Origin of the sequence: Desulfosarcina variabilis str. Montpellier (assembly GCF_048565275.1) — a bacterium.
Taxonomy (GTDB): domain Bacteria; phylum Desulfobacterota; class Desulfobacteria; order Desulfobacterales; family Desulfosarcinaceae; genus Desulfosarcina; species Desulfosarcina variabilis.
This window is the reverse complement of record NZ_CP159846.1, coordinates 9,130,076-9,150,041: the sequence shown is the minus strand read 5'-3', so window position 1 is coordinate 9,150,041 and position 19,966 is coordinate 9,130,076. Positions and strand designations below refer to the sequence as shown.

Below are 19,966 nucleotides of genomic sequence, written 5' to 3'. Positions count from 1 at the left end.
AAAAAAACAAATACGGTTACCCTATGGCCATGGGTTAGCCTTTCCATCCTTTGCGTTTTTTCTTCTTAATCTCCTTTACTTTCAGTGCAATCGCTTTCCAGTGCTCTTTTTCTACACGCTCGGCGCTTTTTTGCTGCCGCTCGGCCAAATAGAATAACTCGCGTTTTAATTTGTGATAGCTTGTGAGTCGGTCGGGTTCAATCTCGCCATTTGCTACCGCTTCTTGAACCCGGCATCCCGGTTCATGCAGGTGGGTACAGTCGGAAAAGCGACATTCCTGTGCAAAGTGCTCAATGTCGGGAAAGGCGTGGGCGGTGCCATCCTCTCCATCCCACAGGGCGATTTCCCGGATACCGGGATTGTCGATCACCATTCCTCCCTGGGGCATCATGATCAGGTCCCGGGTGGTGGTGGTGTGTCTGCCTTTGCCGTCGCTGCTGCTGACCGCCCCCGTGCTCTGTACCGCTGCACCGTACAGACGGTTCAGCAATGTGGATTTGCCGGCGCCCGACGAGCCGATCATCGTGATCGTACGGCCTGCGGAAAGATTGCTTTCCAGTTCAAGCAGTCCGGACCTTTCCTTGGCCGAGACCAGGTGGATCGGCACACCGAAAGCGATACCCTCGACATCGGCGGCAATGGCTTCCGGGTGAGCGTGAAGGTCGGCCTTGGTCAGGATGATGGCCGGGGACAGGCCGCAATTATATACCAGGGTGACATAGCGTTCGATGCGGCGCAGATTGAAGTCCCGATCCAGGCCACAGACCACGAATACCGTGTCCAGGTTGGCTGCAATCACCTGCTTTCGGCTGGGTGCTTCATCCTGTTTGCCACGGCTGCCGGCAGCCCCTCTGACCAGGGCGTTTTTTCGCGGCAGGACCGTCTGAATGACCGTATCGGCAACGGTGACCCAGTCTCCGGCCACCGGAAAGCGCTCATCCGGATTGTGGTGGAGCTTTCCGGCGACGGTCGCCAGACGCGGCTTATCCCCCTGGCTGATGGTGAACCTGTTTTTTCTCACACCGATTATTCTGGCCGGCAGGCGGGTCGGTTGATTCATCTTATCCAGGTGGGCCTGGAACGTCTGGTCCCATCCGAGCCTGATGAGCCCTTGCATGAGTCTGTTTGTATGTATGCTGTCAGTACGATTTTCATCGATCATGGTTGTCTCCATTGAATTCGCCTTTGTCGGCATGGCTATGGGTTGGCGCTTGCGTTGGTGATGCGCCTGGTTGAAATATAAATATTTGATATGATATATAATGTTTTTTGCCGTCAAAAGGGCGAAACACAACCGGCAGGGGAAGGCTGAAAAGGACAGCCAACCGTGATCAGGGGATAAGACTTTAGTTAGTGCCCAAACCTATGGCTTGGCCTTGAAGGCCGTGATCAATTCGCTGCTGGTAATTCCGTCCGTATGTCGGCAACGATTGACACAATATCCAGTGACTGGTTACGCATAAAATACAATCCTTTGCTTTGTATCGCCGAAATTCCAATTCTATCAGTCAGTTGGCGGCGATGGCGTTCGATTTGGAGGAGATGGAAAATCTCAGCGCACCGTTGCATTTGCCGATACATTAGATGACGTGGGTCTGTCAATGCCTTTCGACTTTTATCTTGACTGGGAGAACTTTTTTCATTAAACACGTTTAATAATAAAACCTGTTTAATCAAGGACCGATCCATGAATCGTCGGGAAGTATCCAAAGCCGAAACCCGCAGGTTGATTATGGCAGCCGCCCGAAAACTGTTTTTAGAAAACGATGTGGACCGTTGCACCATGCGGGCTATCGCCAGGGAGGCCGGTGTATCGCCCGCATCGGTGGTGGTGCATTTCAAGAACAAAGGCGCTCTGATGGAAGCCGCCCTGACCGAAGATATCGAGCGCACCACGGCGCAGGCGCTTGCGAGCCTGCCGGCCGAAGGGGACCTGGCCGAGCGGCTGACCCATATCTGGCGGGCCATGTATTCCTTTTACGACGCCAATCGGAAACTCTATCGGGCGCTCATCCGCAGCACGGTCTTCGAGCCCGAGGCGGATACGCCGTTTCTCACCTGGCAGACGATCACGTTTTTCAATTTCCTGGAAAACATGATCGACGAGGAGAAAGCCACCGGGCGGATGGCATCCTCCGTTGACAGCTACATCCTGGCCGCGGCCCTGTTCTCACAGTATTTCGGCGTGTTGATCATGTTCTACCGCGATCCGTCCATGACGCCAGCGATGGCTGCCGATCTGGTGCTGGCCATGACGAAGCAGACGCTGGCCGGCCTTGACAGGCATCCAGAAGATTAGGGGGAATAAAGGAAAGGAGCCGTTCATGAGTACCGTCCACCACCGGTTGGAATCCCTGTTTGCCGCGCTTGCTTTATGGGTTTATGCGCACCGTTTGTTGACTGTGGGCATCATGCTGATTCTCACCCTGGCCCTGGCCAGTCAATTACCCAGATTGACCATCGATACCCGTGAAGAAAGTTTTTTTCACGAGACGGATCCCACCCTGATCGCCTACAACCGGTTCCGGGACCAATTTGGCCAGGATGATATGTTTTTCATCGCCATGCAGCCCGAAAAGGGGTTGACGCCAGCCTTTTTTGAAACGATGGACCGGCTTCACACCGAACTGGAGGATCAGGTCCCCTATCTTGATGAGGTCACCAGTTTGATCAACGGGCGGGTGGTGCGGGCCGAGGAAGACACCCTGATCGTTGAAGACCTGATTCCCCGGCCCCCGCAAACCACGGCAGAGCACAGGCGCATTTTAGGCCTGATCGATCATTATCCACTCTATGAGCGCCTGCTGGTGTCCCCGGACCGATCACTGGCCATGATTCTGGTCAAGGCCCGGGCCGTCATGCCGGCGGCTGACGACGATCTGATGGGTGGATTTGCCCAGGAGTCCTCGACTGGCGTGCAGCCGGCCGGGCGTTACTTGAGTAATGCGCAGAATGTTAAGATTGATGCCGTGATTCGAGGCATCGTCGACAAATACAGGGGGCAGGGCATTGACTTTTTCTTTGCCGGTAATCCGGTGTTCGTAAGTGAGCTGCAGCGGGGCCTGGAAAAGGATATGAGGCTCATGATTCCGCTCTCTTTTCTCGTGATCATCGTATTTCTGGCCGTGCTCTTCCGTCGCATTTCCGGTGTGGTTTATCCGTTGATTACCGTGTTGCTGTCGCTTGTGGCCTCACTGGGCATCATGGCCATCTGGCGGATTCCCATTTCCAACGCCATCATGATCCTGCCCACTTTTCTGATCGTTGTCGGTGTCGGGGATTCGGTGCATATCCTGACCATTTTCTACCGCAACCTTCAGGTCAGTGGTGATAAGCGGGAGGCCATTGTCCGGGCCGTAGCCTATGCCGGGCTGCCGATACTGATGACCAGCCTGACCACGGCCTGCGGACTGCTTTCTTTTATCTGGGCCGATGTGGCCATCATCGCCCATCTGGGATATGTTGCCCCAATAGGCGTCATGCTGGCCTTTTTCTATACCTTGTTTCTGCTGCCGGCCCTGATCGCCATTTTTCCGGCAAAGACCCACCGCCGTGTTTCCGGGGGAACGCGTCCCATCGCGGACAGGCTGTTTGATGCCATTGCCAGGGTTACCACCGGCCGACCGCTTTGGGTGGCCATGGTTTGGGCTGCGGTTGTGGGTTTGGCCGGCATGGCCTCCCTGGGGGTACGCTTTTCTCATAACGCCATGAACTGGCTGCCCAAAGATTCCACCGTACGGGTCGGCACCCGGCTGATGGATGGCAGGAATGGCGGCACAGTCATGCTTGAGGTAATCGTGGATTCAGGACGGGAAAACGGCCTGCATGATCCGGACCTGCTTGCGCGTATGGCCGAGGCGGGCGACAGGATCCCAACGGTTGCCGTTCACAACATCCGCGCCGGCAAAGTGATGAGCCTGGCAGATGTGCTCAAGGAAACCAACCGTGCACTGAACCAGGGGCATGATGCGGCCTACACCGTTCCGGATAACCGCCGGTTGATCGCCCAGGAGCTGATTCTCTTCGAATCCAGTGGCAGCGATGATCTTGAGGACTTGGTCGATGCGACCTATCGGACCGGCCGGTTATCGATCATGGCCCCTTTTACCGATTCGGTCCTGTATAAAGAATACGTCGAAAAAATAAAAGCGTATCTCAAACAGCAGTTTCCCCATGAAACCATCAGCCTTACCGGGCACATGGCGCTGTTTATCGGTATCACCAAATTATTTATTACCAGCATGGCCAAAAGTTATCTGTTTGCGCTGCTGGTGATCACTGCCTTGATGGTGGTCATGATCGGGCGGCTGCGCATCGGACTGATGAGCATGATCGCCAATGTCGTGCCAATCATCCTGATTTTTGGTATCATGGGAATCATGAATATTCCCGTCGACCTGATGACCATTCTCATCGGCAGTATCGTCCTGGGGCTGGTTGTTGACGATACGATTCATTTCCTGCACCATTTCCGCAGGGCATACGAAATCAATGGCTGCGTGGAAACTGCCGTGAGAGAAACCCTTTATCACACCGGTCGGGCGTTGGTGATTACCAGCCTGGTTCTTTTCGGCGGGTTTATTATCTACACCACCGCCTATCTGTCCTGTTATGCGTATTTCGGGGTGCTGGTCGGATGCGCGATACTTTTCGCCCTGGCGGCCGATCTGCTGCTGGTACCGGCCCTGCTGGCAATGATATATGGCCGGCAGCATGCCCTGCGGGCCGATGGAAAGCCGGCAAAAACGGCAGCCACACAATCCGGCTTCAGCTCTTGACCGGGGATTGACACGAATATGAATCCGAAACTTCGACGTCGCATCGAAGGTTTCTTTTCAGGTCTTGCGGAGCTCATTTATCGCCATCACCTGACGTGCCTGGGGATGACATTGGCCATCGTCGCCGCCCTGGCAAGCCAGATTCCGCATGCTGAAATGGATACGTCGGCGGTTGCCCTGCTGCGGCAAAATGATCCAATCCGCATTCAATACGATGCCTTCCGCGACCGTTTCAACGAAAATGAGATGCTGGTGATCACCGTCACGCCGCCTGAGGTGTTTGACCTCACCTTTTTACACCGTTTGAAATCTTTTCACGAGGCATTGGAGAAAAAAGTCCCCCATGTCAAGGAGGTCAATAGCCTGATCAATGCGCGTGACACATATGGTAGAGGGGATGAGTTGGTGGTCGGCGCCTTGCTTGACACCTGGCCACAGACGCCGTCTGATCTCGAAACTCTGAGAACACGTATCTTTGCCAATCCCCTGTATATGGATACCCTGATTTCAAGGGACGGCAAGGTCACCGCACTGCTGGTGGAAACCCAAGCCATTTTGCAGGGTTCAGGCGCAGCTGACGCCCTTCTCGATGGGTTTGACGAGGCGGGTGGCGTTGCCGATGAAGCGCAGGCGGTACCCGCAGCGCGCTATTTCGGTGAGAAGGAAAACAGGGCCGTCATTGCTGCCATCAACCACACGATTTCAACCTATCACAGCCCGGATTTTTCCATCGCCATGGCCGGCGAGCCAGTGGTCATGGACGTCTATAACCGGGCCATGGAAATCGACATCGTGAAGGTGGTATTGCTGTCCCTGTTGACCATCGCCGTGTTTCTGGCGATTCTGTTCCGCCGGGTGTCCGGTGTGCTCTTGCCTGAATTGGTGATTATCTTCGCTCTTTTGTCTACAGGCGGCATGCTGGCGCTTTTTCAGGTGACCATCAAGTTGACCACAGTCGTTCTACCGGGGTTTCTTCTGGCCGTCAGCGTGGGCTATTCCGTTCATATCCTTTCTGTTTTCTACGTCCAATACAAAAACGGAAACACCAAAAAGGCCGCCATCATAGATGCCGTGGGCCACTCGGGATTTGCCGTGTTGCTCACGGCCCTGACCACGGCGGCCAGCCTTTTCTCATTTGCCTTTGCCGAATTGACCGCCATTGCCGATTTGGGATTTTTCGGTGCCGCCGGCGTGTTGCTGGCCTTTGTGTACACGATTCTGATGCTGCCCGCCTGCATTGCGCTATTCCCCATCAGGCGCAAGATCGATTCTGGAGAACGAAAAAAGTCGGCGGCCATGGACCGAGCCCTCCTGTTCTTCTCGAGGTTTTCCACCCGGCATCCCAGGAAGGTGGTTGCCGGGGCCCTGTTTCTGTTTGCCATGAGTATTTACTATACCTGTCAAGTGTCCTATTCCCACAATGTCCTGAACTGGATTAATGAGAAAGAGAAGATTACCGCTGATGTGCCTTACATCGATACCCATCTGAACGGCACGATTATTCTGGAGGCCATTCTGGACACCGGAATGGCCGATGGCCTGAAAGCCCCCCTGTTTTTAAACCAGTTGCAGGCCTTCAAACAAAAGATCATGGCATATGCGGACGCGCATCTATCTGTCGGCAAGGTATACGCCATTGACGATATTATTATGGAGGTCAACCAGTCACTAAACGGCAACGATCCAAAATACCATGCCGTGCCCCAGACGCGAGCCGCTGTATCACAGGAGCTGCTGCTTTTTGAGAACAGCGGGTCGGATGATCTGGAGCGGTTTACCGACCGTGATTACCGCGTTGCCCGCTTGAGTATTAAAACGCCCTGGACGGATGCGGTATATTTGAAAATTTTCGTTGCCCATGTGCAGGCATTGGCGGAACGCTGTTTCCCGGATGTCTCATCCAAAGTGGTGACGGGCATCCCGGCCCTTTTATCACGTTCCATTCCGGCGTCCCTGCACAGCATGGCCAAAAGTTATGTGGCTGCTTTCCTGGTGATTACGCTTTTGATGATACTCCATGTGGGAAATGTCAAAATCGGATTGCTCAGCATGATATCCAATCTGCTGCCCATATTTATGACCATGGGCATTATGGGGGCGTTTCACATCCGGCTTGATATGAGTACCATCATGATCGGCAGCATCGCCATCGGCATTGTGGTCGATGATACACTGCATTTTATGTACAACTTCAGAAAATACTTTGATCAGACCGGCGATGCCTCTTTTTCCATAGAGAAGACCATGCTGGGTACCGGAAGGGCGCTTTTGCTCACCTCGGTGATCTTGAGTGCGGGCTTTTTCATCCTCATGTCGGCATCGCTTTCCCTGCTTGTCGTATTTGGCTGGCTGACGGGGCTCACGATTATTTTTGCCTTGCTGGCGGATTTCATCGTCAACCCGGCCCTGATGGTTCTGGTTACGGGGCAGTCCCCCTCCGCAGCTTTGGCCGCCCGGGCTTGCCGCGCAATCGAGGATCCATGCGCTCCTCAACCCGCAACGAGTTTGGAGATCAACAATGAAGATTAATTACAGGTCATTGTTTCATCATGCGGTTTTGTTTTTTTTCAGCTTTATTTTTGTGGCTCAGATGTCTGTTCCATGCGGCCACTGCAAAGACGATCCCAAGGCCCGGGCCATCATGGAGCGGGTGGACGCCCGGGATGATGGGGATAACCAGACCGCCAACATGCAGATGATCCTGATCGATAAACATGGCGGCAAACGAGCACGAAAAATTGCCACGTTTACCAAAGACAAAGGCCCCGATACCATGCGGCTGATGTTTTTTCTGCACCCGGCCGACGTCAAGGATACGGCCTTTTTGACCATTGATTACGACGACCCTTTGCATGATGACGATCAGTGGCTTTATCTGCCGGCCCTCAGAAAAACAAAGCGCATCGCTACTACGGATAAGAGTGGCAGTTTCATGGGCTCGGACCTGAATTATGCGGACATGGCCGATCGGGAACTGGCAGACTACGATTACCACTTTTACGAAAAGGGGCCCGAGCAGGTCTTTGACGGCGTAAAAACCTGGGCCATCTGGGCCATTCCCCGATCAAAAGAAGTAGAGGCAGAAACTGGCTATACCAAAGAGCTGGTTTTTGTCCGGCAGGACAACGATTTCATCGTGCGATCGATCCACTGGGTCGAAAACAGCGTCGATCTTAAATACATGATGGTCAATCGTCTGGAAACGATTGACGGGATCTGGGTGGCCACCGAGTTGCAGGTGACCCGCAAGACCGGCAAACAGATGGTCCACAAAACCATTTTGAAGCTGGACCAGGTCCGCTTCGATCAGAAGCTTGATGAAGCCTTTTTTTCGATTCGCCAGATGGAAAAGGGGTTGTAGGGCGCCAGATGGAAATGCAAGGTGGGCGTATGCTTCGCCACGTCGTTTTGCGATGGCGGCTTTGGGTGCTGGTGGCAGGGGTGTTTTTCTGTTTCCTCCATACCGATGGTCGACCGGGCTGGGGCAGCGACGATTTTCTCGATGGATTTGATGACATCGGACCTGCAGAAGAAGATGTGCCGATAGATGGATTTGACGATTCGACCATGCCCGTTGATCCCCATGATCTGGCATCTGAGACGACAAATGCCGACTCGCCGGGGCGTCTGGGGGGACATGCCAAGGCCGCCGCGATTTATAATTTTGCCCACGATCGCCCGGCTGCCGGGGAAACGGACTGGCGCGGTCTGTCCAGCCTGAAAACGGAGTTGTTTCTGGAATTTGACGCGAAGCTGGAAGATGGCTGGCAAGTGTATGCCAGCTGCAGGGCCGATTATGATTTCGCCTACCCGATCAATGGACGCGACGCATACACCGATGCGGTTCTGGATGCCTATGAAAGCGAGGTGGACGTGCGCGAAATGTATCTGATGGGCAGTCCTGCCCGGCAGTGGGATATTAAGGTGGGGCGCCAGATCGTGGTTTGGGGGACATCGGACAACATCCGTGTCGTGGATGTGATAAACCCGCTGGATCTGCGAATGCCGGGGATCACCGACATCGAAGACCTGCGCCTGCCGGTGACCTTGAGTAAACTGGATTACTACTGGGGGGCGTTTAACCTCTCCGGCATCCTGATTCACGAGGTGCGTTTCAATGAAAATCCGCCCTACGGTTCGGATTTCTATCCCTTTGCAGCGCCGTCTCCGGCTGAAAAGCGTGTTAACAGCAACATGCGAAACACGCAGTTCGCCATGGCTTTAAATGGCATATTCTCAGGCTGGGATCTGGGGATTTACCTGGCTGATGTCTACGATAAAGATGCCCATGTTGAGTGCTGCTCATCCGCACCATCAAATTCTCTGCAAAGCGCACACGCACGCATCAAGATGGTTGGGACATCGACGAATGTGGCCATGGGCAATTGGTTGATCAAGGGAGAAATAGCATGGCTGGATGGATTGAAATTTACCAACGCACCCAATGAAACCTTTTCCCGTTTGGACACCATGGCCGGCCTGGAATACAATGGATTTGACGAGACGTTGATTTCGCTGGAACTGGTCGATCGGCACCTTTACCATCACAACGATGATTTGAAACAGGATCCCGACGGATGGAATACGGATCAGCTGCAATGGGTGGCCCGGATGGACAAGGACTACCTCAACGATACCTTGACCCTGACCCTTGTGCTTTCGTTTTACGGGGAAACCGGCCAGGACGGGGCCTACCAGCGCCTTTCAGCGGAATATGAAATCATCGATGCCCTGACGGTTGATGGCGGGGGCGTCCTGTATCAGTCCGGTAATCTGCCCGCGTTCAAAAATATAGGAGATAATGACCGGCTTTTTTTGGAATTCAAGTACAGTTTTTAAGACCACAGGCATTGCACGGGCACTGGATCGTGGGCATGGCGGTTTATCCTGAATGCCCGTGGGTCGTGGTTGCCGTTCGGATTACTTCATACAGATCCCTTGGTGTTCTACAGGCTGATCACTGCCGCGTCACAGGACATGTGAATCAACTCGGCCGCTGTGGCCATGCGGGCGCCTTCGATCAGATCTGTTTCTTCGATGCGGCGGGCTTTGGCGCAGGGGGTACAGACTAAAATGGGCACCTCATGGGCCTGGAGATAAGCGATCAGGTCGTCAGCCACGTCACCGGTCGCGGCCCGCAGGTGATCGGCAAGTCCTTCCTTGGCGATGTAGACACCTTCATCGAGCAAAAACAACGTGGTATCTTTTCCTTCTTTATGAGCGATGGTGGCCAGGTGGATGGCGCGGGTGGAACGATTGGGATTATCGGTACCACAGCTTAGCGCGACGACGACTTTCTCTTTCATACTTACTTCCTTTCACTATAAAAATGGCATTGTCTTAAAATGGCGTTTTGAGAAAAAGATGGTCTTGTTTTCGGCATCTGTCAACCATTGCGTTGATGGATACTCACTTGGTCTGTTTATGAAAAGATGCGAAATAGTGGAAGCCGGTAAAAATAACACCGCCGATAAAAGCCGTGACCGCACTGAAGATAAACAGCGGTTGGCTGCCAAAAGATTCGTAAACGGCCCCGCTGACAAAAAAACCGATGGTGAGACCGAGTCCATAAGTGACGGCGTTGTTCAAGGCCTGCCCCAGGGTTTTGGCGGCAGGCGGCGCCAATTGATCCATGTAAAGGATACCGGCCATGTGAAATGCGCCATAGGTGACGGCGTGCAGCAGTTGACTGGCCAAAATGGTTGCCGCCGACTGCGCGACACATAAAAGGCTCCAACGAAGGGCGGCAACAAAAAGGGAAAAACCCAGCACCCGTTTGAAGGAGAACATGTTGAACAGGCGGGCGGAATTGATCATCAATACCACCTCGGCCATGGATGCCAACGCCCAGCAGGTTCCAATAAAGCTGCCGTCATGCCCCAGTTGGGCCAGATGAATGGAAAAAAAGCCGTAGTAGGCTCCGTGGCTGACCAGCATGAGAAACGCACAAATGAGGAAAATTACTGTAGGCATGGAAAAAAGCCGGGGGGCGGCACCTTGAGACTGGGCGTGGCGCCGATGCGCCGTGCGGGGGATAGTGATGGCGGCAAAGGCCTGGGCGAAAGACAGGGCAAGCACCAGACCGATGATAATGCTCACGGTGTAGCGATCGATAATTTTTCCCAGAATGAGCACCACGGCGATAAAGGCCACCGACCCCCATGCCCGGGTCTGGCCATAGCGGCTTTTGGTTTGATCCAGCACATCCATGGCAAAGGCTTCCAGGAAAGAAATCAGTGGCGCATAAAACGCACCATAGGCGACGGTAATGGCCAGCATCCAATAAAAATCGGTGGTCAGCAGAAACAGGGCCCATAGTCCGCTGCTGACGAAACTGCACAGAATATAGATGGGACGCCTGATGCCTCGGCGGTCCGCCAGAATGCTCCAGAAAATAGAGCATACGATCAGCACAATCGACCGTACGGCAGACAGGCTGCCGATCTGAAAACCGTTGAAGCCGATTTTCAGGCAATAAAGGTTGAAGTAGGGCAGAAAAACACCCATGACTCCAAAATAGAGAAAATATTGGATCCGAATGGCGGTTTTATCGGCAATCATCAACAAAAAAGCCGGCGCGCATGCTAGTGGGGGAACGTCCGCGCAGCCGGCGTAATTTAACGGGTTGTCATTACAAAAAGAAAACTAAGTGATCAGGCTTTTTTTTCCTCCTCGATTTTTTTTTCAGGTGCGTCCTCCTCGACTTCTTTGGAGGCCGATTTGAAATTGCGGATTGCTTTGCCCATACCACCGCCAATCTCTGGCAGCTTACCAACACCGAAAATAATAAGGATAATAACCAGGATAATGATTAATTCTGGCATGCCGATTCCAAACATGATTTCCTCCTCAATTTAAACCGCAACGAACTTTACAGCACCATTTGTAATATACCACCGCTGTAATATACCACCGCCACCAATACTTATACATCAAGAAAAAAGCAAGCAGGCATTTCTTTTGGATAGGCGCGAATTCAGGCGGTAGCATCTATTCAGGTCTGATTCGGTCTTAGTTCATCCAACAGTCGTTCAAACTCTTTGGATTTCAAATAGCTGTCAATGGCCCCCTGATGTTCGATCCAGGTCGCCCACACTTTCATCCACGCATCGTTGTGCCAGTACATGGCCTTGTCTTTGTTGCCTTTTAGGATTTCAATATAGGCCACATAGTCTTCGGCACAGCTGTCACAGAATACATAGGGAACTCTATACGACGGCAATGCCGGACGATTATCCGCCGTTATTTGTACACCGCATTTTTCACACTTGGATATACAATGCGTGCAACGGAAGATGTTTCGAACAGCTAAAAGTTTCCTTTTTTTTACAATTGCGTCCTGCTTTTCACGGCTGTTTTTCAGTTTTTGATCTAATGAAATAATGGTGCCCATGGTTAAATCACCATATCTTCGCCTTCCCCTGACGAATCACGGGAAGTGCTTCCTTTATTGAACACCCACAATCATTTGTTCAGGTTGTTTTTAAATGTAGATAATCCAGTCGTTTCAGCGGTCCGTAAATAAGGGGTGAAACTGCTGCTCAAACAATATCATTGTGGAATATGGGTGTCAATTGGCGGCCAAATTCGGTTTGAAAAAAGTGGACCTTGATGGATTCGTGGTTATTTTTACAGATCAAACCCTGATGATGAATTGAGGCGGTTGTTTTTTATTTAGTCTATCGGTTGGTTTAGGATTGGTAATATGTTATGTTGTTCTTGTGGTTTTGTGTTCTCTGTGTTAAATAATCGGTCTCTATTGTGATCGAAAGATCGGGGTACTGCTTTATCCAGTGGTGGAAATTGTTAGAAAAAATCAGAGAGGTATTCATGAGTGAGCAACCATCAACGGCGTCCTTTTCCGGCGCCACCAGATATGTCCTGGACGAGGAACTGGCCCAAATCGTCAATATTTCTATGGCCCTGGAAATGCCCTTACTGCTCAAGGGCGAGCCCGGTACGGGGAAAACCATGCTGGCCCATGCCATTGCTGAAAGCCTGAACATGCCGCTGTTGGTGCTCAACGTCAAGTCCAGCATGAAACTGGTGGAGGCGCTTTATCAGTACGACACCCTGACCCGGCTCAATGACAGCCGCTTCGGCGATAGCCAGCGGGATGTGAGTAACATCGAAGAATACATCAAAATGGGCAAAATCGGCCAGGCGTTCACAGCCGATCAGCGCACGGTGCTGCTGATCGATGAAATCGACAAGGCGGACACTGATTTTCAGGATGATATGCTGGACGTGCTGGACCAGATGGAGTTCGACATCATCGAGATCGACAAGACGATTCCGACCAAGCACAGGCCTGTGATCATCATCACCTCCAATGCCAAAAAGGATCTTTCAGATCCGTTTTTAGGTCGGTGCAATTTTCACCATATCGCCTTTCCGGACCCCAAGATGATGCGTCGTATTATCGCGGTGCATTTCCCGGGTATCAGTGATGATCTGATGAACAATGCCATTGATGCGTTCTACCGTATGCGGGAATTGGACGGCATGGAAAAACGGCCCGCTACACGCGAGCTGATCAACTGGATTCGCGCATTGAAAGCCGATCCGGACTTCAAGCCCAAGCGGCTGGCAAAGGGCGATCTGCCATTTTTGGGTGTGCTGTTCAAAAAAAGCGGTGACTACGAAAGGGCCAATACCTTTGTCAACCGGCGGAAAATGTTCTGATTATGTTTCTGGCTTTTTTCTATAAATTAAAAGAGTTGGGTATACCGGTCAGCCCCACGGCGTTTTTGACCCTGCACCGGGCGATGAAAAGCCATCTGATTCGTACCCTGGATGAATTTTACACGGCATCGCGAACCATCCTGATAAAAAGTGAGCGCTACTTTGATCTGTTTGATCAGGTGTTTGCCTACCATTTCCAGGGGGCCGAGTTGCCCGATGTCGATGGATTGGAGCTTGACGAAATCGCCCAGGCCATGCTGGAAGAATGGCTCAAAGATCCCAAAACCATGGCGGGTGCGTTGGGGATCAATGAAGAAGAGCTTAATCGCATGACGCCCGAAGAACTCATCGACTATTTCAAGGAACGGCTCAAGGAGCAGGAAGGGCGTCACGATGGGGGCAGCAAATGGATCGGTACCGGCGGCACCTCACCCGTGGGCCATTCCGGCTACCATCCGGGCGGTATGCGTGTGGGCGGTGTATCGCGCAACAAGTCGGCTGTCAAAGTCGCCATGGAAAGGCGTTACAAGGATTACTCCCTGTCCGGCCCCCTGACCCAGGCCATGGTCGGCGAGGCCCTCAAACGGCTGCGCAACCTGGTGCCGGCCGGTCCCAAGGACCAGGTCAACGTCGATGAGAGCATCTATCGCACCATGAAAAACGGCGGGGAGATCGAAATCGTCTTTGACCGGCGCCTCAAAGATCGCCTCAAAGTGATTCTGGCCATCGACAACGGCGGCTGGTCCATGGATCCTTACGTGTCGGTGGTGCAGACCCTTTTCGACTATGCCCGGGCCCAGTTTAAGGAGGTGCGCACCTTTTTCTTCCACAACACCATTTACGACACCATCTGGGAAGATCCGGCACGTTACCGAAAACCCATGCGCATGGCTGAACTGTCCCGCCTGGATCCGGAAACTCGTATTATCGTGGTGGGTGACGCCAGTATGGCGCCCTATGAGCTGATGTCCCGCGACGGTTCCATTTATGTTCAGAATCGGAGCGGCAAACCCAGCATTGAATGTCTGAGAAGCCTGGCCCACACGTTTCCCCACAGTGTCTGGCTCAATCCGGTGCCGGCGCCGATGTGGGGGTACACGCGCACGATCATTATGATCCAACAGATTTTTCCCATGTTCGAATTGTCCATCGACGGTCTTGAAAAAGCCGTCCAGCATCTCATGGCCGCCTGATCATCAAGCAGGGACGCCGATAAGGGCCTTATAGGCGCTACGCTAAGATGGATTGATACCGAACAGGGTACAGGTGTTCGCCCAGACTTGCTGGGCCAGGGCAGACGGATCGTCTCCGCGAACGTCGGCCACTTTGAACAGTACTTCACGTACAAAAGCCGGTTCGTTACGGCGAAATTTGTTGCGCTGGGGGGTGGGCGTCAGGTAAGGTGCATCTGTTTCGACCAGAATCCGATCCATTGGGATGGACGAAATCATTTGCCGCAATGCGGCTCCCCGTTTTTTAATGGTCACGATACCCGTGATGCCGATATAAAAGCCCATCTCCAGATATTGGGCCAGCTCATTTGGATTGCCACTAAAGCAGTGAACCACCGCTTGTCGGCGGGAACTGGGCAGGCTTTTCAGGATTTCCAGCAGGCGTCCATGGCTGTCCCGCTCGTGGAAGATCAGTGGCAGATCCAGGGCATCAGCCATTTCCAACTGGCGGATGAACCACTTTTCCTGAATCTCTCTGGGTGAATACATACGGTTAAAATCCAACCCGATTTCACCCCAGGCAACGACTTTTGTATTAGCGGCCAATTTGCTGAGATCGGCCAGGGTATTTTCTGTACACGAATGGGTATCGTGTGGATGCACCCCAATTGAAGCAAAAAGATTGGCATGCTGACTGGCCAAGCCTACCGCCCGCTCGGATGATTTTTCGTTAACACCGGCAATCAGCATTCTGTGAACGTCGGCCAGCGTGGCCCGTTTCAGTACGTCCTGGAAATCTTTGTTGAATGAACGATCGTCCAAATGGCAATGACTGTCAAAAATTTTCATCTTTTAAAGGCGTTATGTCGACCCAATACGGTTTTATTGTTAAGTAAATAGATACTACTGCAAACGCAACACATGAACATTTTAAGAAATAGTTAAGCTATCTTATCAAATCGTTGTCGAGGCCTTCCAATGGTTGAATGCAAGTTGGCTCGCCTATTGATAAAACAGCTATATTTGCATAATCGGCCTAAAATGTTTAGCTTTTTTTAGCAGTTGTCGTTCCATATGAAAAAATAAAACAAATCGTCATCAATCTAAAAATATTTCGTATTGCAGCCAATCTCCAGTTTTGAGCTTGATTTCATAATACGGGAATGTATAGTAGCCATGGATGAACGATAAGTAAAAAAAATATGTTTTGCAGCCAACGGGTTGCGTTGAAACAATAGACTTGGAGGGCACGCATGTTCAAGATTGTAAAACGAGAGGAAATGGCCGAGGGGACCGTGATTTTAAATGAAATCGAAGCGCCCCTGATCGCAAAAAAAGCCAAGCCCGGTCAGTTTGTCATCCTGAAGGCCAATGAGGACGGCGAGCGGATTCCGCTTACCATGGCGGACACGGATCCGGACAAGGGCACTATCACCATTATCTACATGGTAGTAGGAAAATCGACCGCCCTGTTCAAAACCCTGAGTGTGGGGGATGGATTTCAGGACGTCATCGGACCGCTTGGCAAAGCCACGCATTTGGAAAAAGTGGGCAAAGTGGTGTGCGTGGGCGGTGGCACCGGTGTGGCCGTGCTGCATCCCATCACCCGTGCCCTCAAAGAGATCGGCAACGATGTGACCTGTATCATTGGCGCCAGAACCAAAGATCTTTTGATTCTCGAATCCCAGATGAAAGCGGCATCCAATGACTTAAAGGTCTGCACCGATGACGGCACTTATGGACACCATGGGTTTGTTACCGATGTGCTCAAAGACGTGTTGGATCAAGGTGATGTCAAACTGGTGGTGGGCATCGGACCGGTCCCCATGATGCGAGCCGTGGCCAACATCACCAAACCATACGGTGTAAAACTCCTGGTAAGCTTGAATCCCATTATGATCGACGGCACGGGAATGTGCGGGGGATGCCGGGTGACCGTCGGTGGTGAAACGAAATTTGCATGTGTCGATGGTCCGGAGTTTGACGGGCATCAGGTGAATTTCGATGAATTAATGCTGCGGCTTCAAGCTTATTGTGATGAAGAAAAGCAATGTTACGAGGGATTCTGCACCCTTCAGGATGCGTCCTGAAAAGTGACGGGAACGGGATGAACGCGATGGATACATCTGCAAAAAAGGCGATACGTGGATGGATCGGCGCACGGGGATTGTTGAGATGGAGGGATTGAAATGACCGAAAAAAAAGAAAAAAAGGGTAAGGCGCCCCGTGTGGCGATGCCCGAGCAGAAACCAGAAATCAGAAAACGGAATTTCGAGGAAGTACCGACCGGCTATACCGTTGCCATGGCTCAGGAAGAGGCGGCCCGATGTCTGCAGTGTAAAAAACCCGGATGTGTAGAAGGGTGTCCGGTGGGGGTGGATATCCCAGGGTTTATCAATCTGGTGGCCCAGGGTGATTTTACTGGTGCGATTCGGCACGTGTGGACCAAAAACGCCCTGCCGGCAGTGTGTGGTCGGGTATGCCCCCAGGAAATTCAGTGTGAAGGTAAGTGCATCGTGGGTAAACGCGGCGAGGCAGTGGCCATTGGCAACCTGGAGCGCTTTGTGGCCGATTATGAACGTGAACATGGTACGGGGGAATTACCCCCCAAGGCGTCGTCCACCGGCAGAAAAGTGGCCGTGGTGGGGTCTGGCCCCTCTGGTTTGACCGTGGCTGGCGACCTGATTCAAAAAGGCCACGCCGTTACGGTGTTGGAAGCCTTCCATAAGCCTGGCGGCGTTTTGGTTTACGGCATTCCCGAGTTCCGGCTGCCCAAGGCCATTGTGGCCCAGGAAGTCAACTTTCTGGAACGTCTCGGCGTGAATGTCGAGGTCAATTCCGTGGTGGGCCGCACGGTCAGCCTGGACGAGTTGTTTGAACAGGGCTACGAGGCGATTTACCTTGGCGTGGGCGCTGGTCTGCCACGCTTCATGAACCTGCCCGGCGAAAACCTGATTGGCATCCTGTCGGCCAACGAGTACCTGACCCGGGCCAATCTGATGAAAGCCTATAAGTTTCCTGAGGTGGACACACCGATTCCAATTGGCAAGAACGTGGTGGTGTTGGGTGCCGGTAATGTGGCCATGGATTCGGCGAGAACCGCCATGCGTTTGGGGGCGGAGAGCGTCAAGATTGTCTATCGCCGATCCAGGACTGAAATGCCTGCCAGGACTGCGGAAATCCACCATGCCGAAGAAGAGGGCATTGAATTTTTTCTGCTTACCAATCCCACCCAGTTCAAAGGGGACGAAAAAGGACGCCTCACCGGCATGGAATGCCTGAAGATGGAGCTTGGCGAACCGGACGATTCAGGTCGGCGTAGCCCCGTTCCCATTGAGGGATCCGAGTTCCATATGGACACCGATCTGGTCATCGTGGCCGTGGGGTCCGGTGCCAATCCGCTGTTGACCCAGTCCACCCCGGACATGGAGCTCAACAAATGGGGGTACATCGTGGCCGATCTGGAAACGGGCAAGACCACTAAAAAAGGGGTCTGGGCCGGTGGTGACATCGTTACCGGTGCAGCCACGGTGATTCTGGCCATGGGGGCCGGTCGAAAGGCGGCCGACTCCATTCACCAATACCTGACCTGGGGATGGTAACACCCTAAGCTCATAAACCAAAGCCGGCCGACCGATTTCGATCTCGGCCGGCTTTTTGTTTAAAGCGATTCCAGAGACAGATTTATCAAACAGGCTCTTCGGATTGGTTGGCTGACCTGGAACCCTGCGACGGGTATCGGTTTTTACCTTATATGCTGGTGAGGGTGTGGATTGGCGCGGGTGCACCACGGTTATTCTTATTGCAACCAAACAAAACAGCCGGTGTATGCAACAACCGGCTGCTGAATGAGGTGAGGGTACCTGGATGGATTTTTGGTGGATGGCCTGTTGATTAGGTAATACCCATCGCTTTTTGCATGGCCTCGTTGGCAATGGCGACATTGGTCTGCGACAGCTGGTTGGCCATTTGTTCAGCCAGACCCGCTGCTTCTTGTTCGGTCATGTTTTCTTCCGGGCCTTCTTGGGGGGCCGTCATGGGACTGTTCATTTCGGCTACTCTTTGTCTGGACTCTTCTGAAAGGTTAACGCGGTAATCCGGATTGTCTTCGGCTTGCGCGGCCTGCTGGCCGGTGGTTTTTTCTTCCTCCGGTTTGATTTCGTTAACCCTTGGGGCTCTTTCCAGTCCCTGAACTTGATTGCTCATCGAATTGGTTGCGTTTATCGTTTCCATCGTGTCCCTCCTTTTGCATATCGTCGATGCGAGTTCCATTATCTAGCAGATCAAATACTGATCGTTTTTTCATATGGCTCGCCGTCGTGTTTTTAATGTACCCGCAATAAATATCGACAGTAGGAGGGATAACTTTAGTTTTTTTAAAATTGTTACATCTTGCAATTTACCCCCTGCACGCATAGTAGTGATACAAACGCCAATACAGGACACCCAACACTTGTCATTGACAATCTTTGGGCGTGCCTTAATTTACCTGCATCATTTTGAATACTTTGATAACGATAGTTGACGGATCGATCTAATCTTTTTCCCAGCCTACGGAGGTTCACCCATGGCTTTTGAAACCAAAGAGGAAGTCCTTGAAAAAATATTGGAGATGGAAAAACCGACTTGCCCGCACTGTAATCAGCAGATGTCCATCTGGGAGGTGCCACCCATCAACGTCGGCGATGGCCTGGGCTGGGGGACACCATACCTGTTTATGTGTTTTAACGATGAATGCCCGCTTTACACCAGTGGTTGGGATAGTATGATGGATAATTATGCCCAACGCGCCTCCTATCGCTGCATCAATTTTCCTGGAACCACGCAATTTGAGCTTATTCCGGTGTTCAGTCCAGTTGGGGGCCAGGGCCAGGTGATCGATGATCAGGTGCTGGCCGAGGAAGAGGCGTTGAAACAAAATATCAAGCGGGGATTTTCGATCCTTGCCGACTGCTATGTGAACAATGACGGAATTTCTATTTTGAAACTGTTGACCGATTCGACGGAGCCGGTCCGAGTACGCATGAAGGCTGCGGAGATGATTGGGGATATTGGTGAGTTGGAAGCCATCGAGCCCATCCGCAATTTGAAATTCGGCAATCAGCGCCTACAGGAACAGGTGGACCGTGCCGTAAAAAAAATCCACGAGCGATTTTTTACCCGAGAGTGCCCCTTTTGCGCGGAAATAATAAAAAAGCGGGCTAAAGTTTGTAAACACTGCGGGAAAGATGTTGCCGGCTGTTAACGGCCAGTGAAAACGTGTTAAGTGGTGGATCGGATATAATTTTATTTAAGAATCAATAGGATACCTTTCCTTCACACTTAACACTG

At 52.2% G+C, this 19,966-nt stretch carries 17 protein-coding genes; 10 read left to right on the top strand and 7 right to left on the bottom strand.

The features are described from left to right. Positions 1–34 precede the first annotated feature (34 nt). Positions 35–1,174: a ribosome small subunit-dependent GTPase A gene (gene rsgA / locus Dvar_RS41025; protein ID WP_419659246.1), complete on the bottom strand. Its 1,140-nt coding sequence runs from the start codon at positions 1,172–1,174 to the stop codon at positions 35–37. Positions 1,175–1,687: 513 nt separating this feature from the next. Here rsgA and Dvar_RS41020 point away from each other — a divergent pair. The 5 genes from Dvar_RS41020 to Dvar_RS41000 are packed head-to-tail and all read left to right on the top strand — an operon-like array spanning position 1,688 to position 9,617. After that, a complete protein-coding gene (locus tag Dvar_RS41020; protein WP_419659245.1) occupies positions 1,688–2,299 on the top strand; it encodes a TetR/AcrR family transcriptional regulator in 612 nt (203 codons plus the stop codon). Positions 2,300–2,324: 25 nt separating this feature from the next. Further along, positions 2,325–4,778, top strand: coding sequence for an efflux RND transporter permease subunit (locus tag Dvar_RS41015; RefSeq protein WP_419659244.1), 2,454 nt, complete (start codon positions 2,325–2,327; stop codon positions 4,776–4,778). Positions 4,779–4,796: 18 nt separating this feature from the next. Then, positions 4,797–7,307: an efflux RND transporter permease subunit gene (locus Dvar_RS41010; RefSeq protein WP_419659243.1), complete on the top strand. Its 2,511-nt coding sequence runs from the start codon at positions 4,797–4,799 to the stop codon at positions 7,305–7,307. Continuing rightward, a complete protein-coding gene (locus Dvar_RS41005) occupies positions 7,297–8,139 on the top strand; it encodes an outer membrane lipoprotein-sorting protein (protein WP_419659242.1) in 843 nt (280 codons plus the stop codon). The genes Dvar_RS41010 and Dvar_RS41005 overlap by 11 nt, the downstream gene beginning before the upstream one ends. Positions 8,140–8,168: 29 nt before the next feature. Continuing rightward, the gene (locus Dvar_RS41000; protein ID WP_419659241.1) at positions 8,169–9,617 is read left to right on the top strand and encodes a DUF1302 family protein; all 1,449 of its coding nucleotides are present in this window, start codon (positions 8,169–8,171) and stop codon (positions 9,615–9,617) included. Positions 9,618–9,724: 107 nt separating this feature from the next. Here Dvar_RS41000 and Dvar_RS40995 read toward each other — a convergent pair whose 3' ends face one another. From Dvar_RS40995 to Dvar_RS40980, 4 genes are all read right to left on the bottom strand, one after another. Continuing rightward, positions 9,725–10,084 carry a DsrE family protein gene (locus Dvar_RS40995; RefSeq protein WP_419659240.1) on the bottom strand — a complete coding sequence of 120 codons (360 nt, stop codon included), beginning with the start codon at positions 10,082–10,084 and terminating at the stop codon, positions 9,725–9,727. A gap of 103 nt (positions 10,085–10,187) precedes the next feature. Continuing rightward, positions 10,188–11,339 carry an MFS transporter gene (locus tag Dvar_RS40990; RefSeq protein WP_419659239.1) on the bottom strand — a complete coding sequence of 384 codons (1,152 nt, stop codon included), beginning with the start codon at positions 11,337–11,339 and terminating at the stop codon, positions 10,188–10,190. 92 nt (positions 11,340–11,431) lie between these two features. Further along, entirely contained in the window at positions 11,432–11,617 is a 186-nt protein-coding gene (gene tatA / locus Dvar_RS40985) for a twin-arginine translocase TatA/TatE family subunit (protein WP_419659238.1), read from the bottom strand. Between the two features lie 155 nt (positions 11,618–11,772). Beyond that, positions 11,773–12,000, bottom strand: a complete 228-nt coding sequence (locus tag Dvar_RS40980) for a hypothetical protein (RefSeq protein ID WP_419659237.1) — start codon at positions 11,998–12,000, stop codon at positions 11,773–11,775. A 608-nt stretch (positions 12,001–12,608) separates the two neighbouring features. Here Dvar_RS40980 and Dvar_RS40975 point away from each other — a divergent pair. Beyond that, positions 12,609–13,463: an AAA family ATPase gene (locus Dvar_RS40975; protein ID WP_419659236.1), complete on the top strand. Its 855-nt coding sequence runs from the start codon at positions 12,609–12,611 to the stop codon at positions 13,461–13,463. Between the two features lie 2 nt (positions 13,464–13,465). After that, entirely contained in the window at positions 13,466–14,656 is a 1,191-nt protein-coding gene (locus Dvar_RS40970) for a vWA domain-containing protein (RefSeq protein WP_419659235.1), read from the top strand. Positions 14,657–14,698: 42 nt separating this feature from the next. Here the strand turns inward: Dvar_RS40970 and Dvar_RS40965 are convergent, their stop codons facing one another. Further along, positions 14,699–15,484 carry a TatD family hydrolase gene (locus Dvar_RS40965; protein WP_419659234.1) on the bottom strand — a complete coding sequence of 262 codons (786 nt, stop codon included), beginning with the start codon at positions 15,482–15,484 and terminating at the stop codon, positions 14,699–14,701. Between the two features lie 404 nt (positions 15,485–15,888). On the opposite strand from Dvar_RS40965, the gene Dvar_RS40960 reads away from it, so the two are divergent. Further along, a complete protein-coding gene (locus Dvar_RS40960) occupies positions 15,889–16,725 on the top strand; it encodes a sulfide/dihydroorotate dehydrogenase-like FAD/NAD-binding protein (protein ID WP_419659233.1) in 837 nt (278 codons plus the stop codon). A gap of 99 nt (positions 16,726–16,824) precedes the next feature. Continuing rightward, the gene (gene gltA, locus Dvar_RS40955) at positions 16,825–18,237 is read left to right on the top strand and encodes an NADPH-dependent glutamate synthase (RefSeq protein ID WP_419659232.1); all 1,413 of its coding nucleotides are present in this window, start codon (positions 16,825–16,827) and stop codon (positions 18,235–18,237) included. Positions 18,238–18,529: 292 nt separating this feature from the next. On the opposite strand, the gene Dvar_RS40950 is transcribed toward gltA, so the two are convergent. Further along, a complete protein-coding gene (locus Dvar_RS40950) occupies positions 18,530–18,868 on the bottom strand; it encodes a hypothetical protein (RefSeq protein ID WP_419659231.1) in 339 nt (112 codons plus the stop codon). A gap of 334 nt (positions 18,869–19,202) precedes the next feature. On the opposite strand from Dvar_RS40950, the gene Dvar_RS40945 reads away from it, so the two are divergent. After that, positions 19,203–19,880, top strand: a complete 678-nt coding sequence (locus Dvar_RS40945; RefSeq protein WP_419659230.1) for a zinc ribbon domain-containing protein — start codon at positions 19,203–19,205, stop codon at positions 19,878–19,880. Positions 19,881–19,966: the final 86 nt, after the last annotated feature.

Coding starts and splice junctions, on each gene's coding strand:
- rsgA (WP_419659246.1), bottom strand. CDS start 1,174: ATGGAGACAACCATGATCGATGAAAATCGTACTGACAGCATACATACA.
- Dvar_RS41020 (WP_419659245.1), top strand. CDS start 1,688: ATGAATCGTCGGGAAGTATCCAAAGCCGAAACCCGCAGGTTGATTATG.
- Dvar_RS41015 (WP_419659244.1), top strand. CDS start 2,325: ATGAGTACCGTCCACCACCGGTTGGAATCCCTGTTTGCCGCGCTTGCT.
- Dvar_RS41010 (WP_419659243.1), top strand. CDS start 4,797: ATGAATCCGAAACTTCGACGTCGCATCGAAGGTTTCTTTTCAGGTCTT.
- Dvar_RS41005 (WP_419659242.1), top strand. CDS start 7,297: ATGAAGATTAATTACAGGTCATTGTTTCATCATGCGGTTTTGTTTTTT.
- Dvar_RS41000 (WP_419659241.1), top strand. CDS start 8,169: ATGCTTCGCCACGTCGTTTTGCGATGGCGGCTTTGGGTGCTGGTGGCA.
- Dvar_RS40995 (WP_419659240.1), bottom strand. CDS start 10,084: ATGAAAGAGAAAGTCGTCGTCGCGCTAAGCTGTGGTACCGATAATCCC.
- Dvar_RS40990 (WP_419659239.1), bottom strand. CDS start 11,339: ATGATTGCCGATAAAACCGCCATTCGGATCCAATATTTTCTCTATTTT.
- tatA (WP_419659238.1), bottom strand. CDS start 11,617: ATGTTTGGAATCGGCATGCCAGAATTAATCATTATCCTGGTTATTATC.
- Dvar_RS40975 (WP_419659236.1), top strand. CDS start 12,609: ATGAGTGAGCAACCATCAACGGCGTCCTTTTCCGGCGCCACCAGATAT.
- Dvar_RS40970 (WP_419659235.1), top strand. CDS start 13,466: ATGTTTCTGGCTTTTTTCTATAAATTAAAAGAGTTGGGTATACCGGTC.
- Dvar_RS40965 (WP_419659234.1), bottom strand. CDS start 15,484: ATGAAAATTTTTGACAGTCATTGCCATTTGGACGATCGTTCATTCAAC.
- Dvar_RS40960 (WP_419659233.1), top strand. CDS start 15,889: ATGTTCAAGATTGTAAAACGAGAGGAAATGGCCGAGGGGACCGTGATT.
- gltA (WP_419659232.1), top strand. CDS start 16,825: ATGACCGAAAAAAAAGAAAAAAAGGGTAAGGCGCCCCGTGTGGCGATG.
- Dvar_RS40950 (WP_419659231.1), bottom strand. CDS start 18,868: ATGGAAACGATAAACGCAACCAATTCGATGAGCAATCAAGTTCAGGGA.
- Dvar_RS40945 (WP_419659230.1), top strand. CDS start 19,203: ATGGCTTTTGAAACCAAAGAGGAAGTCCTTGAAAAAATATTGGAGATG.